General features: G+C 36.8%; 12 protein-coding genes. 10 read left to right on the top strand and 2 right to left on the bottom strand.

Going from position 1 to position 14687, the window contains the following annotated elements:
* Positions 1-43: 43 nt before the first annotated feature.
* The gene (locus AC3ITD_RS03965) at positions 44-322 is read right to left on the bottom strand and encodes a hypothetical protein (protein ID WP_489364163.1); all 279 of its coding nucleotides are present in this window, start codon (positions 320-322) and stop codon (positions 44-46) included.
* A gap of 136 nt (positions 323-458) precedes the next feature.
* On the bottom strand, positions 459-3818 hold the full coding sequence (locus AC3ITD_RS03960; RefSeq protein WP_489364161.1) for a TonB-dependent receptor: 3360 nt from the start codon (positions 3816-3818) through the stop codon (positions 459-461).
* A gap of 785 nt (positions 3819-4603) precedes the next feature.
* On the opposite strand from AC3ITD_RS03960, the gene lpdA reads away from it, so the two are divergent.
* From lpdA to AC3ITD_RS03910, 10 genes are all read left to right on the top strand, one after another.
* Positions 4604-5992 carry a dihydrolipoyl dehydrogenase gene (lpdA, locus tag AC3ITD_RS03955; RefSeq protein WP_489364160.1) on the top strand — a complete coding sequence of 463 codons (1389 nt, stop codon included), beginning with the start codon at positions 4604-4606 and terminating at the stop codon, positions 5990-5992.
* Between the two features lie 129 nt (positions 5993-6121).
* Complete coding sequence (locus AC3ITD_RS03950; protein WP_489364158.1) at positions 6122-6964, top strand: MBL fold metallo-hydrolase; 843 nt, start codon at positions 6122-6124, stop codon at positions 6962-6964.
* Positions 6961-7518, top strand: coding sequence for a GNAT family N-acetyltransferase (locus tag AC3ITD_RS03945; RefSeq protein WP_489364156.1), 558 nt, complete (start codon positions 6961-6963; stop codon positions 7516-7518). Before AC3ITD_RS03950 ends, AC3ITD_RS03945 begins: the two co-directional genes overlap by 4 nt.
* 81 nt (positions 7519-7599) lie before the next feature.
* Entirely contained in the window at positions 7600-7959 is a 360-nt protein-coding gene (locus AC3ITD_RS03940; RefSeq protein WP_489364154.1) for a hypothetical protein, read from the top strand.
* Positions 7960-8396: 437 nt separating this feature from the next.
* The gene (locus AC3ITD_RS03935) at positions 8397-8924 is read left to right on the top strand and encodes a ferritin (protein WP_056849867.1); all 528 of its coding nucleotides are present in this window, start codon (positions 8397-8399) and stop codon (positions 8922-8924) included.
* Positions 8925-9383: 459 nt separating this feature from the next.
* The gene (locus tag AC3ITD_RS03930) at positions 9384-10832 is read left to right on the top strand and encodes a circularly permuted type 2 ATP-grasp protein (RefSeq protein WP_489364151.1); all 1449 of its coding nucleotides are present in this window, start codon (positions 9384-9386) and stop codon (positions 10830-10832) included.
* A 9-nt stretch (positions 10833-10841) separates the two neighbouring features.
* A complete protein-coding gene (locus AC3ITD_RS03925) occupies positions 10842-11777 on the top strand; it encodes an alpha-E domain-containing protein (RefSeq protein WP_489364149.1) in 936 nt (311 codons plus the stop codon).
* A gap of 43 nt (positions 11778-11820) precedes the next feature.
* A complete protein-coding gene (locus tag AC3ITD_RS03920) occupies positions 11821-12807 on the top strand; it encodes a transglutaminase family protein (protein ID WP_489364147.1) in 987 nt (328 codons plus the stop codon).
* 253 nt (positions 12808-13060) lie between these two features.
* Complete coding sequence (locus AC3ITD_RS03915; protein WP_489364145.1) at positions 13061-14311, top strand: M28 family metallopeptidase; 1251 nt, start codon at positions 13061-13063, stop codon at positions 14309-14311.
* A complete protein-coding gene (locus AC3ITD_RS03910) occupies positions 14247-14675 on the top strand; it encodes a M28 family peptidase (RefSeq protein WP_489364143.1) in 429 nt (142 codons plus the stop codon). Before AC3ITD_RS03915 ends, AC3ITD_RS03910 begins: the two co-directional genes overlap by 65 nt.
* Positions 14676-14687: the final 12 nt, after the last annotated feature.

Genomic DNA, 14687 nt, shown 5'->3' with positions numbered 1-14687 from the left:
TCATAAAAAACCTCTATTGGATGATAGAGGCTTTTACTTACGTTTATTCTCTTTCTACAAACTTATGGAAAGTACTTTCTTCTCCATCAGCCTTCTTTTCCTGATAAAGAAAGTCGAGCTCGTTATCATCAAATACTTTAAAGAAATTATCCCAGTCGGTTTCTTCCAAATCACTACTCTTACTATTTTTAGGGAAATGAATTCTTAAAAGTCCTCCGCCTTTTCCATCAGCTGTATCTGCAACTACTGCAGGTACGCCATCATGTTTTTCTACCCACTTTTTAATGGTATCGTGGTCATGGGTTTGTTTTGAACTGCTCATATCGTTGTATTTTAGTTTTACAGTATATGTATATACAATTCTATCGGATAGAAAAGGTTTTGACTTTTTAAAAATCTTTAAAAAACAAAGCCCCGACTTTTCAGTCGGGGCTTTGTTTTATTTAGTTAATTAAGTATTAGTTAAAGTTATAACGAATACCAAATTGCATGTAGTAAGTAGAAGAAATCGTTTGAGAAGTACCAAATGTTTCGCGAACAACATCTCCACTTGAACTCGCTAACCTAAATGTTGGCCTTGTAGTGTTGTTTACAGCACCAGTATTTGTTGGAACTAAAACTGCTGCGTTATTCACGAAATTAACATTACCCCATTTACGGTTTAATAAGTTACCCACATTGAAAATATCAGCGGTAAATTGTACTGAATTTTTTGTTTTACCTACGTTTTTAAAAACTTCTTGAACTAAACGAAGATCAAACTGATTTCTCCAAGGTGAAGTAGCAGCATTACGTTTTGCATACTCACCTCTGTGTGCGCTTAAATATTTATCTTGAGCGATATAGGCTTCAAAAATTTCACTTTGTTGAGCAGCGGTGTAGGTTTTTGCACTTGGTCCACTTCCTACAGTTTGCGCCACGAAAGTAATTTCGCTTGCATCTCTTGGAATATAGATTAAATCATTACCATTAACACCATCACGGTTAATATCTGCACCATAAGTATAAGAGAATCTACCTTGTTGCGCTCCTTCATAAAATACAGAAACAGATGTAGCTAAATTTTTCAAAAATTCTTTACGGTAAGATACACTTGCAATGATACGATCAGGGGTTAAGTTATTCGAATAACTTAATGTAGGCTCATTTGGGTTACCAGATGTTTGTGGAATAGACCATAAGTTACCCAACTGATCACCTGCTCCATCACCATAATTACGTTGATCTGAACGGGTATAAGCAATCATTGCTGATACTCCACTGCTAAATTGTTTTGTTAATTGTGCAGTTGCTTGCCAGGTATAACCACCTTTTGCATTAGTCATTTGGTAAACATTTAATGCACCTGAACCATTAGTAGTTGGAATACCTCCAGCGTTAATATCTACAACTTGTCTTGCTGATACCGAATTCGCATATATTGGTCTAGTATCAGGATATCCCGAAATCGCAAGATTTATAGGGTTTTCTAAATTGATGTTTTTAGCTACAGCAACATTCAAATCTCTTCCATAAATACCTTCTAATGTACCTACGATACCCCATGGTAATTTAGCATCAATTGCAAAACTTGATTTCCAAGTTTGGGGGAATTTTAAATCTGGAGACATTACACTAATTGTTCCAGGAATAGTTGTTCCAGCTGGAGGCCTTGTTGTGGTTAACAAATTAGGTGCAATGTTAGGATTAAACAAAGGCACTGTACCACCATTTAGACTTGAATAAACTTGAGAATATTGTAATAATCCAGCATCACTAGATTGAGAAACAATCCATACAAATGGCACACGACCAGTAAATATACCAGTTCCACCACGTAATTGTAATGAACGATCTCCCAATACATCCCAGTTAAATCCGAAACGTGGGGAGTATGAAAGTCTGTTTTCAGGTAAAACACCAGTATCTACTTTCTGACCGCCTGCAAATGTTTGAGCAGCCACTAAAGGGTGAGTACGAATTTCATCAGCCTCAGGATAAGTAGCCTGTTCAATACGCAAACCAGCTGTTAATTTTAAACGGTCTGTAACCGAAAACTCATCTTGTAAATAAGCTGAATATTGAGCAAATTTAAAGCTCGGGAAAGCTTGTGAACCATCGGCAGTTAATGGATAAGTAACTGAATACTGTAGTGGCATTCTGTTATTCACGAAATCATCCCAAGTTCTGAAAGTATAGAAACCTGTACCAAAACGTTGAAAACCATTTTTTGTGGTACTAAACTCAGCTTGTAAACCTAAAGTAATGTTATGTTTACCTAAAGCTAAACTTAAATCATCACTGTAAGTATAACCCTTCACATCACGTAAGTTTCCGTAAGTAAATGGTTCATAACCAAAAGTTGTTAACACATTACCTCCTGTACTTCCTGTTTGCGTTCCATCCAAAATATCAACCAAAGGGAATGGAGAACTATCAGAATTTCTAGGATCGTTTTGATGAGAGTAAGTTACACGAGCTACGTTTGTAATTTTACTTCCAAAGTTTGAATTTAATTCAGCTACTGCAGAATATAAGTTAGCCGCTTGGTAGTAATTTGAGTTTTCAAATGGCAAACCAGCCTCACGCTGATTTCCAGATCTTGAATTTAGATAGCCTAAGTTACCCGTTGCACCAGAATTGGTAACTGAAGTACTTGCTGAAAATGGTGATTGACTTTCTACTTGGTTATAACGCACACTGAAACGGTGGCTTTTAGAAATATTCCAATCTAATCGGGCGAACATTTTTTCGTTATCACTGATGTTTGAGTAACCTTCATAACCGCCAGTTTGATATCCATATCTTGTATTCAAATACGAAGAAACTTCATTTAAAAACGATGCATCGGCTCTAACTACGTTAGGGTTAGCCGGATCGTAAGGATTAGAAGGAGTAGCAGCTAAACGCTGTGTTCCAGGCTGTTCAGTTCTTTTCTTCTCGTAGTTAACGAAAAAGAATAATTTATCTTTAACAATTGGACCACCTAAACTAAATCCATAATTTTTCTCATCTAAAGGTTGAAGATTTTGAATTCTAAAGCTTTCGCCAATTCTTTTTCCTTGTTGTTCTTCACCACGCATGGTGTAAAAGGCATTACCAGAAAATGAGTTAGTTCCTGAACGAGTTACAGCTGTAACTGAACCACCAGTAAAACCAGTCTGGCGAACATCAAATGGTGTAACATTGATTGAGATTTGCTCTAATGCATCAATTGAGATTGGCGAACCACCTGCAGGAATATTCTGACCGATACCAAATTGGTTGTTAAAGTTCGCACCATCAACCGTAAAGTTGTTCGAACGGTAATTACCACCACCAATTGATTGTCCATTAGCCTGCGGCGTTAAACGAGTTAAATCGTTTACACTACGCGAAATGGTAGGCAATGCTTGAATTTGTTGCTTTCCGATTACAGTTGATGTTCCATTTCTATTTGAATTTAATATGCTGTTCGTGCTTTGACCAACCACTTTAACTTCAGCTAATGTTGAACTATTATCAACTAACACTAAGTTAAGTAAGTAAGGCTCACCTAATTTCAAATAAATGTCTGATAATTTTGCAGGCTTATAACCCACGAAACTAATTTCAACCGTGTACGGACCACCAACACGCATACCGCCTATGGTAAATCTACCATCAGCGTTTGTAGAAACCGTGTAAACGGAACCTGTTGGCGTGTGTGTAGCTTTAACGCTTGCACCTGGCAAGGCACCACTAGCATCCTTAATTGTTCCTGTCATTGATGATGTGGTTACCTGTGCACTAGCACCGAAAGTAAGACCTACAACTGCAACAATAACGAGTACTAATCTTAAAAGTAAAGATTTGTTCATACTTTGTTTTTTTAAATGTTTTTTGTTTGTTGAATAATAATCGGGGGTGATTTATTGGCGCAAATGTACTTAATAATATTTAACACATTTTAACATCCAATGTTAAATTATCGTTAAGCATTCCAAAACTTTTCAACAATTAACATCATTAATAAGTCCTTTAACTTTCACTTTATCAATCGTTTGTAAGCAATATTGAATTTTCCTTAAAAAATCACATATAATCTTGCCATTATCGAATCAAAAAAAGATCTATTGCTGAATTTCACAAAAAAAGTATGTAAACATTTACACCTTTAGCCCTCTAAATCTTACAAATTGTTGACTAATACTGAATGAAGCGATTAAATTATCCTAAAAAATAATATTCGGACAATGGATTTATTACTTAACCTTCAAAAGCTCGTTTTTATATGATGATTTAGCATTTCAGAAATCTTTTTTAACGATAATTAAAACAGCTAATGAAAGTAATATGTCAAATTCAGAATTTTGACATGGGATCTCATATTCATCAGTGCCAATTAACATTTTTTTTTTAGTTTTGGGGATTATAAGAAACAAAAGTTTTTTAACTGTAATGCTGATATAATTTATTAAAGCGAGGGAAATCTGTTTCAAAGAGCCTTCTCCCAACCCGGGAGATTACCAACATAAAAAAACAACTTAAAAGAAGTCTTTTTTAGATATGAACCGTCCATAATTAAATTGCAAAACGTCACTAACTGATGTTTTAATTATGGAAAGTTCCATCTGACAGATAAAAAATAAACTAGAAAAAACAGATGAATTACGACGTTATTGTTTTAGGCAGCGGCCCAGGTGGCTACGTAGCTGCAATCAGAGCTTCACAATTAGGAATGAAAGTTGCCATTGTAGAGCGTGAATCATTAGGTGGTATTTGTTTAAACTGGGGTTGTATCCCAACAAAAGCATTATTAAAAAGCGCTCAGGTTTTCGAATATATTAACCATGCTGCAGATTACGGTATTACTACAGCGGGTGCTACAGCAGATTTCGCAGCAGTTGTAAAACGTAGCCGCGGCGTAGCCGATGGTATGAGTAAAGGCGTTCAATTTTTAATGAAGAAAAATAAAATTGACGTAGTGATGGGTACCGGTAAAGTGAAACCGGGAAATAAATTAGAAGTTAAAGGTGCAGATGGTTCTCAAAAAGAACTTACAGCAAAAAATATCATTATCGCAACTGGTGCTCGCTCAAGAGAATTGCCAAACTTGAAACAAGACGGTAAAAAAATTATCGGCTACCGCCAGGCAATGGTTTTGCCAGAATTACCAAAAAGCATGGTTGTGGTAGGTTCAGGCGCTATCGGTGTGGAGTTTGCTTATTTCTATGCTACAATGGGCACAAAAGTAACTATCGTAGAATTTATGGAAAACGTAGTTCCGGTAGAAGACGAAGATGTATCTAAACAATTATTGCGTAGCTTGAAAAAAGTGGGTATCGATGTAATGACCTCAGCTTCGGTTGAATCAGTTGATACTGCTGGTGCTGGCTGTAAAGTTTCTGTTAAAACGGCATCAGGCATGCAAACTATTGAAGCTGATATTGTACTTTCTGCAGCTGGTATTTTAGCAAACATTGAGAATATCGGTTTAGAAGAAACTGGAATCAAAACTGAAAAAGGTAAAATTGTTACTGATGAATTCTATAACACTTCTGTAAAAGGATATTATGCTATTGGCGATGTAGTTGGTGGCCAGGCATTGGCACACGTTGCATCTGCAGAAGGCATTATCTGTGTGGAGAAAATTGCTGGTCAGCATGTAGAAGCCTTGGATTACAACAACATTCCGGGTTGTACTTATTGCACTCCAGAAATCGCTTCAGTGGGTTATACTGAGAAAGCAGCGAAAGCAGCTGGATACGAATTGAAAATTGGTAAATTCCCATTCTCAGCTTCCGGTAAAGCAAGTGCTGCTGGTGCAAAAGATGGTTTTGTAAAATTAATTTTTGACGCCAAATATGGTGAATTATTAGGCGCACACATGATTGGTGCTAACGTTACTGAAATGATCGCAGAAATTGTGGTTGCACGTAAATTAGAAACCACTGGTCATGAAATGATAAAATCTGTACATCCTCACCCAACAATGAGTGAGGCCATTATGGAAGCTGCTGCAGATGCTTACGGTGAAGTTATCCACTTGTAAGTCGGGACTCTTTAGTCTTTAGTCAAAACACGAAAACCCTTTAGTTAGTTCTAAAGGGTTTTTGTATTTTTAAAACTTGATAGCCAACTCACATTTTGATACGAAATACTTGATATTAAATACTAGCAAATGAAACTCCATACTATAAACACAGGCCTATTTAAACTGGATGGTGGCGCCATGTTCGGTGTCGTTCCGAAAGCAATCTGGCAAAAAGCCAATCCGGCAGATTCGAACAACCTTTGCACATGGGCCATGCGCTGCCTTTTAATTGAGGACGGAAATAGGCTTACCTTGGTTGATACCGGAATTGGCGATAAACAGGATGACAAATTTTTTAGTCATTATTATTTGCATGGAGATGATTCAATCACAACATCACTGGCTAAATTGGGTTTCGGATTGGATGATATCACCGATGTATTTTTAACACATCTGCACTTTGATCATGTTGGCGGGGCCATTAAGCGGGAGAATGACAAGCTATCCCCTACTTTCAAAAATGCCCGGTATTGGAGTAACGAAAAACATTGGCAATGGGCTGTAGAGCCAAATGCCCGCGAAAAAGCGTCATTTTTAAAAGAAAACATTCTACCTATTCAAGAAAGTGGGCAACTTCAGTTTGTAGAAGAAAAAGAAAATATCGAATGGCAACCCAACATTAATATCTCTTTTGCTTACGGCCATACCGATGCGATGATGTTGCCGAAAATAAAATACAAAGGAAAAACCATCGTTTACATGGCCGATCTTTTACCATCTGTTGGTCATTTACCCCTGCCCTATGTAATGGCTTATGATATGTTTCCACTGCAAACATTAACCGAAAAACAGGCCTTTTTAAATGAAGCTGTCGATAACGACTACATTCTTTATTTAGAACATGATCCTTTGAACGAGTGCTGTACTTTACAAAGAACTGAAAAAGGGATACGGGTGGATCAAACATTTAAATTGAGTGAATTTAGATGATTAGGCCAGCAAAACCAGGTGATGCAGATGCGGTAGTTCCATTAATTGTTTTAGCGATGGATGAACTGGCTGCTAAGTTTGCCAACTCTGGTGATTCAGTAGTGATATTCGAATTATTCAAACATTTCTTTCAGCAGAACGGCAATCAATACAGTTACGAAAACACAATAGTATATGTGGAGGAATACAAAGTTCTTGGTGCATTAAATGCCTACAATGGCGGCGATTTACTTGCATTGCGAAAAGGTTTCCTGGAATATGTGGCAGAGAAGCACAATTTAAAAAACTTTGAACCGGAGCCGGAAACTCAATCAGGAGAATTTTATTTCGATACCTTGAGCGTTGCTCCAGAAGCACAGGGCAAAGGAATTGGCAAAGCATTAATTCAGGCTGGTATAGACTGGGCCTCAGCGCTTGGACATCAGAAGGTTGGTTTACTGGTAGAAAAAGATAACCTGATTGCACAAAACCTTTATAAAAAGTCTGGCTTTAAAAAGCAAAATACTCAGAAATTTATGGGTGGAGAATACGATCATCTTATCTACGATATTTAAATGAACAGCTTGATGTCAATTCGAAAATTTATTTTCGTTTTTATTTGTATTTAATCTAAATAATGCCAATTTTTGCAATACATGGAAAAAGCTTGTATTGATATCAATGAACTGGTTAACGTATTCTCAAATGCACATGGCTCTGTTTATCAATCAGATAAATTAAATTGCTTCTATGTTGATTTTGGTGGAAAGTTTGCCAAATACAATTGTATTTCGCTACAAAAATTAAAAAAGGTAGTGGAGCAAATCGACATCGAAGAGCTTTTACTAAATACACACCGGGCTGATTTCGAGTTGGTAACTTTTAATGGTTGCGAGCATATTTACCTCTTAAGTGCCTTGGAAATCGTTGCTTTAAAAGATTTATTACAAGGCGCATTTACCATGTTCAAACTCAACCACCTCCTTAGCGATTGTCTTTATAGATTAGTTTATTAGATCATTGGTTTAATCGCCGGTAGTTCATTTGTTTTTTATTCATTGAATCAACCGTCTTTAGTATATTTCTGATTAATCAATTGGTGCTTTAGATCTATTATACAGTAGTCGATTTTCTTCTTTATCCCTAGCAATTACCTATTCACATTCTTGCTTAGCTAGTCAATCTCTAATATTCCGACCTTCATTTTTGCTCCTTCATCCTTAACTTTGTTCGTTGCGCTATCGGGCTTTGCTCAAAATAAAAGTACTATCTCACTGTCTTCCAATCGGTATCCGTTAAACGTTATTCAGCAAAACACACCAACAATTGTCATTATTTAAACTCATTACAAATAACTTATTATCAGCAATTTAGACTAATTTCATATAGCAAATAAATAGTGTAATTGAACAATTTCGTTTTACATTTGTATTGTTATTAAAGCACAGAAATTATGAAAGATCTAATGCGTATAAAGTGTTTAATATCTCAGGATATCGAAACACTTTTAAATCAGCAAATAAAAAAAGAAGCTCACTCTTCATCACTATATTTATCAATGGCGTCTTGGTGTAACCAACAAGGCTACGATTTCTCGGCAGATTATTTCACAAAACAATCTGAAGAAGAAAGAATGCACCAATTAAAATTGTTCAAATACGTTTTAGATATGGGTGGAAATGCAATCTCTCCGGAAGTTACAGGAATTAAAACTGACTTTGCAGGTTTTAGAGAAGTATTTGAAGATGCACTTGAGGCAGAAATTGCAATTACGCAAAGCTTTAAAAATTTAGCGGCCAGATGCCATAAAGAACAAGATTTCGTGACAATGGAATTCTTGAACTGGTTCTTAAAAGAGCAACGTGAAGAAGAATATAAAGCACGTAGAGCGCTTGAACTATTCGAAGTGATTGGTGAAGAAGGAACTGGAAGATGGGAAATAGACAAACATGTGAACAAAATCACCTATTCGGAAGATTAATAATAACAATCAACAAAACATATCTTTAAAAGACTATCTTGATTAACCTCAAGATGGTCTTTTTTTTTGTGCATTATTATTCCCAGAACCAAAAACTTATTAAAAAAGAAAGCTCCCAAGTGATCACTTGAAAGCTTCTTTTAGTTTAGTTTGTTTGGTTTTATGTTGATTATGAATAAGTCTGAAGAGTTTTATAAAAAAAGCGCCGTTGCCAGCGCTTTTTTTAAACCAAATATATAATAATAATTAACGAGCATCACAAAAGTACAAACTTTATTCATATAAGCAAGCAATATTTATAAATAAATTAAAATATTTAATAAAAAAAATAAAATATTAGCAAAAAATAGATAAAATCACTACCAAAAAACATCAAAAAAGCATTTAAGTACATTTTTTTTATAACAAAGTCACATTTTTTACTTTCAAAATCATACTTTAACAAAATATTTAAGTCAAATGATAGAAAATTTCATAAAAAATTACTTAAATCATCCCCAAACTTATGATGAAATGTTTTTAAATAGTGACAATTACAGAAATCACTATTCAAGCTTCATCAATAATTTCTCTAAAGAATCTCTCGAAAACCTAAACAAAAAAGAAGAGTTGGCAAAAAAACTCTTCATGAGCCAGGGTATTACTTTCACCGTTTACGACAGTGGTGAAGGAATTGAAAAGATTTTTCCTTTCGATATCATCCCCCGTATCATCACCTCGAGTGAATGGTCGTTTATTGAAAAAGGAATTAAACAGCGTTTAAAGGCTTTGAATCTTTTCTTAAAAGATGTGTATAGCAATCAATTTATCATCAAGGATCAAATTGTGCCTATTAATGTAATTTATTCGTGCCCACACTTTTTAAGAGAGATGCACAATGTGAATGTACTTCACGACATTTATATTCACATTGCTGGCATTGATCTGATCCGGGATCACGACGGCACTTTCTATGTACTCGAAGATAATCTGCGCACGCCATCTGGCGTGAGTTATATGCTGGAAAATAGGGAAATAACGAAGAGATTATTCCCTGATTTGATTCCGCAATGCGGCGTAAGAAGTGTAACCGAATACCCAGCCATCCTTTACAAAAACCTAATGGCGCTTTCACCAAGAGCGGTATCAAACCCTACAATTGTGCTTTTAAGCCCGGGCATGTACAATTCTGCTTACTACGAACACACTACCCTAGCCCGATTGATGGGTGTTGAATTGGTAGAAGGCCGGGATTTAGTGGTTAAAAACCAGAAAGTTTTCATGAAAACCACCACAGGACTGCAACAGGTTGATGTAATTTATCGCCGGGTAGATGATGATTACCTCGATCCGCTGGTATTTAACCCCAACAGTGTTTTAGGCGTAGCAGGATTAATGGGCGCTTATCGAAAAGGCAATGTAGCCATCGTAAATGCTGTTGGAAATGGCGTTGCTGACGATAAAGCAGTTTATACCTACGTGCCGGATATGATTAAATATTATTTGAACGAAGAACCCATACTAAAAAATGTACCGACCTACCAGCTGAGCAACCGCGATGAATTGGATTATGTTTTTCAAAACATAAACACGATGGTGATTAAAAAAACCAATGGAAGTGGCGGCTATGGCATGTTAATGGGGCATGCAGCCTCCGAGCGGGAAACGGATGATTATAAATTAGAAATCTTAAAAGATCCCCGCAATTTCATCGCTCAGCCAACAATAAGCCTCTCATCTGCCCCCTGCTTTATTAATGGAAAACTTGCACCAAGAAGAATCGATTTACGCCCTTTTGCACTAAACGGACCGGATGGAATTTCGATTGTTCCCGGTGGATTAACCCGGGTGGCCCTGAAAGAAGGCTCTTTGGTGGTAAATAGTTCGCAAGGTGGCGGCAGTAAAGATACATGGGTTTTAACTTCTTAGAATAAAAATATGTTAAGTAGAGTAGCATCAAGCTTATATTGGTTGAGCAGGTATGTGGAGCGTAGTGATGGTATGCTTCGCATGCTAAAAATAAATTATGCCTCATCGCAAGATACCATCCAGGAATTTACCTGGAAACCCGTGATCAGGATTTTTTCTGCTGATGATGAAAACGAACTGTTAAATATTCAGCACGATAGCAGAGCCGTGATTGAATATTTACTGTTGAACCGTGAAAACCCAAATTCGATTTTAAATATTGTAACGCTGGCCAGAGAAAATGCAAGAAGCGTACAAGAGCATATCCCGAAAGATTTATGGCAATGTCTAAATGAATATTATCACACTGTAAAAGACGAAAAGTTGTTGTGGTATGTACAAAAAGATGATCCAATTACAGCTTTGGATATTTTGATTAAGCAGGTAATGCTTTACCACGGAACGGCAGATAGCGCTATGGAACGTGGCGAAAGCCGAAGCTTTATGAAAATTGGGAAACATTTGGAAAGAAGTATTCAATCTATTGATATTTTAGATATTAAATTTAGTTCCATTAGCGACAATCCGGATTTGTTAACTGATATCGCCTACTGGAAACATTTACTTTTGTCGTTAGGTGGTTATGAGCTTTATTTGAAAACCTATAGACAAGGATTTGACGCTAAAAATATCATCGAACTGGTGATGTTAAATAACGATTTCCCTCGATCGGCGCTTTACTCAATGCATAATATCGAGCGTTATTTTAACAGATTGAAAAGCGAAAGTAACATTGAACATTACAATAACTTGTCGTTTAAAATAGGCCGGTTGAAAAGTATGATTACCTATAGTTCGGTTAACACAATGGAAGAAGAGCAACTGCATGATTATTTAACTGAAATCCGGGCTGAACTATTTGGCATCGGAAACCTTTTAAACGAATATTATTTCGCAAATTCATAGTATTAAATAATCATCCCGATAGATAATAATAACAAATATCACTATGCCAATTTTTAAAATTAAACATATTACCAATTATAAATACGAGTCGCCAGTTCGGGATAGCGCTAATCAGATTATTTTGTTTCCTATAAAAGACGATTTTCAGAAGGTGGTTAAACACGACCTTAACATTTCAGGTAGTCCCGAGATTGAAATTTTCATAGATTATTATGGAAACGAGGTAGGAACTTTTACTCAAAATGAACCCCACACACAGTTGAAAATATTTTCAAAGGTTAGTGTAGAAACTTTCCCTAAACCACTGCCTCAAGATGATATGTTCAGCAGTGAGCAATGGAATAGTTTAGCGGCCATCAGATACGAAGTGCCTTATATTGATTATCTGAGGCAAGAATCTTTTACGGGAATAACTCAACTTAAAGAAACCGCGTTATCCATTAAAGTAGCAGAAGATACGCCATATCAAACAGCAGTTAAATACTGTGCGCACGTCTTCAGCAATTTCGAATACATTAAAGGAATTACTGCAGTAGATACCACCATTGAAGAAATTTTGAAATTAAAGGCCGGTGTTTGCCAGGATTTTGCACATGTGCTTACTGCTATGCTAAGGTTAACGGGTATCCCATCGCGATATGTAAGTGGATACATTTGCCCGAACAGAGACGGTATGCGTGGTGAAGGCGCAACCCATGCCTGGGCAGAAGCCTATTTACCAGAATATGGGTGGCTAGGTCTCGACCCTACCAACAACTGCATCGCCAATGAAAATCATGTTCGTTTGGCAGTTGGCCGAAATTTTGCCGATTGCTCACCTGTAAAAGGCGTTTATAAAGGTGGTTTTGAGCATATTATGGAGGTAAATGTATCGGTAGGTTATAACGATGAAGATTTTAATGACAATGAGAATTACTTCCAAGCCAAAGAAGTAAATTACACCAAACCATCAGGATTAGCGACTACCGTTAGAAAGCAAAACAGCTACCAGCAATATATGGAAGCCATGCAGCAACAGCAGCAACAATAGAGATCAGGATTTTCAAGATTTAAGGACAAGGCAGGATCGACGGCATAAAATAATTTGTTCATTTGATTAAAATCTGCGTTTTGACGTATTGATCAAAGGACTTCGTATGAGTTAAATCCCTATTTGCTTGCATTGAAACACCATCATTAATGAGTCATTGGAGGAATATCTGCAATTCGCTTATATTCATCCGATGACTTTTTTATTAATCGAAAAATAATATGAGTACAATTAAATTAGAAGTTTAGCTACATTGGGAATTGCTCTCATCTTCGGCTGTAAAGAAGAGAAAAAATCTATAAGCTTAGGCTCCATAAATCCAGAAACAATAAAACGATACATTGCTGTTTTAGCTGATGATTCACTGCAAGGCAGGCGCCCATTTACGGTCGCAGAAACTAAAACTGTAAATTATATTTCGTCGACACTAAAAACCGAGGGGGTAGAACCTGGCAAAAATGGCAGTTACATTCAAAAAGTGCCAATGGTCGAAATCACTTCTACCCCATCAGAAAAAATGGAAATAAATGGCGGGAAAGAAAAACTGAAATTTAAAGCAGTTGATGATTTCGTTGCATTTACCAGACGAGAACAGGATACCATTCAATTGAAAAATTCGCCGCTTGTTTTTGCAGGTTTCGGTATTGTGGCACCAGAATTTAACTGGAACGACTACAAAAACCTGGATATAAAGGGTAAAACAGTCGTGGTATTAATCAGTGATCCTGGTTTTAACGCAAAAGATAAAATGTATTTCAGAAGCGACACCATGACTTATTATGGTCGCTGGATGTACAAATATGAGGAAGCAGCCAGACAAGGCGCTGCTGGAGTAATCATTATACATCAAACGGAACCTGCTAGCTACTGCTGGTCGGTAATTACCAATAGCAATACGGGTGCAAGGTTATACCTCCAGGCTGCTGACAAACACAAATCGAGATATACACTTGAAGGCTGGATGACGGAGCAAGCGGCAGCAAAGTTACTTGCTAACGCTGGAATCACCGGAGATATTCGTGAGTATGCCCGACGAAAGGATTTTAAAACTGTTCCGCTAAACCAAACGGTAACTGTAACTTTAAACAATAAATGCAAATATTCCACTTCGCAAAATGTGATTGGAATTATTAAAGGAAGTAAACGACCGGAAGAAACGATTATTTACTCTGCACACTGGGATCAATTCGGCATCGGACCGAAAATCAATGCCGATTCTATTTACAATGGCGCTGTAGATAATGCAAGCGGTGTTGCAGCAATGCTGTCCATTGCCAAAGCTTTTCAGGAGTCAAAAGAAAAGCCAAAAAGATCTATTGTATTTTTAGCAGTAACCGGTGAAGAACAAGTTTTACTAGGTTCAGAATATTATGCCTTAAACCCAATCTATCCATTAAATAAAACGGTAGCCAACTTAAATATGGATGCGCTAGGTTTCTATGGCGAAACAAAAGACATTTCTATCAAAGGTAAAGGCCAAAACGAAGTGGAAGATTATCGTTAGCCTACTCAAGGATAATAATTTGGAAGCAGTTGGCGACACCCGTCCAAGTGCCGGAAGCTATTATCGTTCTGATCATTTCAATTTTGCAAAAGTGGGCGTACCCGCAATCGATATCGTGAATGGTTTCAACAGCAAGGAACATGGCGCTAAATGGGGACAAGAACAGAGACTGAGCTATAATGAAAAACATTACCACCAACCTTCAGATGCTTACTCGCCACAAATGAACACGAAAGGCTTCGCGCAAATTGCAAATATCCTATTTACCGTAGGTTACAAATTAAGCAACGAAACTACTTTTCCGCAATGGAAAGCCGGATCAGAGTTTAAAACAGCAAGAGATAAATCAAACAACAGTTTGTAGTTCGCAGTTTCA

It is taken from the genome of Pedobacter sp. KH_004, from assembly GCF_057840755.1.
This window is presented reverse-complemented; position numbering and strand designations above follow the sequence as displayed.